We start from the raw sequence: 3,189 nt of genomic DNA, 5'->3' as shown, positions 1-3,189 counted from the left end.
CCCCAGACAACCCGTGGCTCGCGGCGCTGGCTTGGGTCAAGGGGGCCTTCGCCAAACAGCAGCGCCTGTCACAACGACCGCTCGCCGAATGTCCCGCGGCCACGCTGCCGAAGCGCCTGCGACCGTACCTGCTGATCTTCGGCGCTGATGGTCAGCCGACCGGTTTGCACGCCGATCGCTACGAATTCTGGTTGTACCGCCAGATCCGGAAGCGCTTCCAGTCGGGAGAGATCTATCTCGACGACAGTCTGCAACATCGTCACTTCTCCGACGAGCTTGTTTCGATGAACGAGAAGGCCGACGCGCTGGCGCAGATGGAGATCCCGTTCCTGCAGCAGCCAATCGATGCCCAACTCGATGCGTTAGCGGCCGAGTTGCATGCACAATGGCTGGCCTTCAACCGAGAGCTGAAACAGGGCAAGCTTACGCACCTGGAATACGACAAGGATACGCAGAAGCTGATTTGGCGCAAACCGAAAACCGAGAACCAGAAGGTGCGTGAGCAGGCATTCTACGAGCAACTGCCATTCTGCGATGTTGCCGACGTGTTCCGCTTCGTCAACGGCCAGTGCCAGTTCCTGTCGGCGCTGACGCCATTGCAGCCGCGCTACGCGAAGAAGGTAGCGGACGCCGATAGCCTGATGGCGGTTATCATCGCTCAGGCAATGAACCATGGCAACCATGTCATGGCGCGCACCAGCGACATTCCGTACCACGTTCTGGATAGCACCTACCAGCAGTATCTGCGTCAGGCGACGCTGCATGCGGCCAACGACTGCATCAGCAACGCCATCGCCGCGCTGCCGATCTTCCCGTACTACTCGTTCGATCTCGATGCGCTGTACAGCGCCGTCGATGGGCAGAAATTCGGCGTCGAGCGACCGACCGTGAAGGCGCGTTACTCGCGCAAATACTTCGGACGAGGCAAAGGCGTCGTCGCCTACACGCTGCTGTGCAATCATGTCCCGTTGAACGGCTACCTAATCGGCGCGCACGAGTACGAGGCGCATCACGTGTTCGACATCTGGTATCGCAACACGTCGGATATAGTGCCGACTGCGATCACCGGCGACATGCACAGCATCAACAAAGCCAACTTCGCTATCCTGTATTGGTTCGGGTTGCGCTTCGAGCCTCGCTTCACAAACCTCGATGACCAGTTGCAGGAATTGTATTGTATCGACGACCCGGCGCTGTACGAGAAATGCCTGATTCAGCCGATCGGACAAATCGATCGGCAGCTCATCACCAGTGAGAAGACAAATATCGATCAGATCGTCGCCACGCTGGGCCTCAAAGAGATCACGCAGGGCTCGCTGATCCGCAAACTATGTACGTACTCGCAGGAAAACCCGACACGTCGCGCGATTTTTGAGTTCGATAAGCTCATTCGTACCATCTACACGTTGCGTTACCTGCGCGACCCGCAGCTCGAGCGAAACGTGCATCGCTCCCAAAACCGCCTCGAGTCTTACCATCAGCTTCGTTCGACCATCGCCCAGGTCGGCGGCAAGAAGGAATTGACCGGCCGCACCGACATCGAAATCGAGATCAGCAACCAGTGCGCCCGGCTGATCGCCAACGTCATCATTTTTTACAACTCGGCGATTCTGTCGCATCTACTGACGAAATGGGAGGCCAGTGGCAACGCCAAGGCGCTGGCGCGGCTTACGCAGATATCACCGGCAGCCTGGCGGCATATCCTTTTGAACGGGCACTACACTTTTCAAAGCGACAACAAAATCGACCTGGACGCGCTCATTGCAGGGCTCGAATTGGAGTGATCGAATTTTCGGCGGTTCTGGCTTGGAATCCCTTATTCCTGTTACGGTGGAATACGATGCCACAACCAGGTAATCCTTTACCCCCAGCCGTGGTCAACACCTGGCGACTGAGCGTCGGCACGTCGCTGTTCGTGATCGATATCCTGGCCGACGGCAGCTGGCGACCGGCGTATATTGCGCCAAAGCGGCTGGGTGGCTGGACGATGGATGTGTTGCCGAACATGCCGCCGACGTTAGTCGATATCGCTCCCTCGGTACGCACCTGGGCGCGACAGTACGGCGCGAATGTAACGAACCGGCGCACGCCGGCGCGCCGGTTTCCCGCGCAAACCGCTTCTTCGAACAGGACGCCAGAATGAACATGCTGAAACGTCGTCTCGATGCGACAGACGAAAAGCTGCAGGAGCTGAAAACAGCCCGCAAAGCGGCAGCTAAGGCGCAGCGCCAGCAGGTCAAGCAAACGCGCGCGGATCGCGAGCGAAAGATCATGCTGGCCGGCGAGGCGTTGCTGCGGCGTGTCGATCGCGGCGAGTGGGATGAAGCCGATTTCCGCGCGATGATGGACGATTATCTGTCGCGGCCCGCCGATCGCGCGCTGTTCGAGCTCGACGATGTATAGCCTTTGATGTTCGACGTCGACGCACCGCACAGCCAGGTCGGCAAATGTTGATTTGATTCACGATGAAGGATGCCCGATGCTGCCAACGCTCCGCATGAACCGGAATTTTGTCGAGGCCTTGCTGGCCGAGCGCGCGCCCTGCTTTGCGATGGGACTCGTGGCCGAGGGCCAGACGCACTATGCTTGCCTGGCACTGCGGCCGGTGGATGACATTCCGAACGACGTAACACGCAGCGGTTTCAACTTTGGCCACTCGATACGCGGCACCGACGACTTCGAGGTCGTACACTTCGGCTTAGAGTTTTACGGCTACCGCATCTTCAATGCGCTGATCAATCCGAGCAACTTCATCGCCAGGACAATCCTGTCGCACATGGTCGACACGAAGGCGTTTTTCTTCTTCGCGGTCAACCCGTCAGGCGGTGTGACGGTGTTCAAGTCCGGCATCGGTGAATGCAGCCTGGACAGCATCGAGTCTAATCTCGAGCGGATACTGCGCTCGAGCACGTCCGATGCTCAGTACGACGCGGCGCTGACAACGTTCAGCGACCATCCAGATCCGGTCGGGCCGATGCTGCACTGGGTTTGCCGGGACTGCGAAGATTGTCTCGACCTGTCCCACAATGTAATCGAACTGGGCCCCGCGTAACGGTCCTGATGGTCCGTGTGACCGAGACCGTCATGTCACTCACCGGACGTCGCTCCAACATTCTTCGGCTGGAATAAGCCGATTAATGTTCACAATGTGGAACGACGGAATTTTCTGGGGTTCCGGCGTAGATCCCC

At 58.5% G+C, this 3,189-nt stretch carries 4 protein-coding genes; all 4 read left to right on the top strand.

Annotated features, from left to right (window positions below; genetic code table 11):
- On the top strand, nucleotides 1-1,784 hold a 1,784-nt coding region (locus PWP93_RS37240; RefSeq protein WP_143055869.1), incomplete at its 5' end, for a Tn3 family transposase.
- Nucleotides 1,781-2,143 (top strand): hypothetical protein, encoded by a 363-nt coding sequence (locus tag PWP93_RS37235; protein ID WP_156903410.1) that lies wholly within the window; start codon nucleotides 1,781-1,783, stop codon nucleotides 2,141-2,143. The genes PWP93_RS37240 and PWP93_RS37235, both read left to right, overlap by 4 nt.
- On the top strand, nucleotides 2,140-2,403 hold the full coding sequence (locus PWP93_RS37230) for a hypothetical protein (RefSeq protein ID WP_007180432.1): 264 nt from the start codon (nucleotides 2,140-2,142) through the stop codon (nucleotides 2,401-2,403). Before PWP93_RS37235 ends, PWP93_RS37230 begins: the two co-directional genes overlap by 4 nt.
- A 76-nt stretch (nucleotides 2,404-2,479) precedes the next feature.
- Nucleotides 2,480-3,052, top strand: coding sequence for a hypothetical protein (locus PWP93_RS37225; protein ID WP_007180433.1), 573 nt, complete (start codon nucleotides 2,480-2,482; stop codon nucleotides 3,050-3,052).
- The last annotated feature ends 137 nt before the right edge of the window (nucleotides 3,053-3,189 follow it).

Origin of the sequence: Paraburkholderia sp. A1RI-2L, assembly GCF_048957375.1 — a bacterium.
Classification (GTDB): domain Bacteria; phylum Pseudomonadota; class Gammaproteobacteria; order Burkholderiales; family Burkholderiaceae; genus Paraburkholderia.
Note: the sequence above shows the minus strand (reverse complement) of the source record. Positions and strands in the feature narration are given on the sequence as shown.

Bases quoted from the DNA above. Each gene is read 5' to 3' on its own strand.
- PWP93_RS37230 (WP_007180432.1), top strand. From the start codon at position 2,140: ATGAACATGCTGAAACGTCGTCTCGATGCGACAGACGAAAAGCTGCAG.
- PWP93_RS37225 (WP_007180433.1), top strand. From the start codon at position 2,480: ATGCTGCCAACGCTCCGCATGAACCGGAATTTTGTCGAGGCCTTGCTG.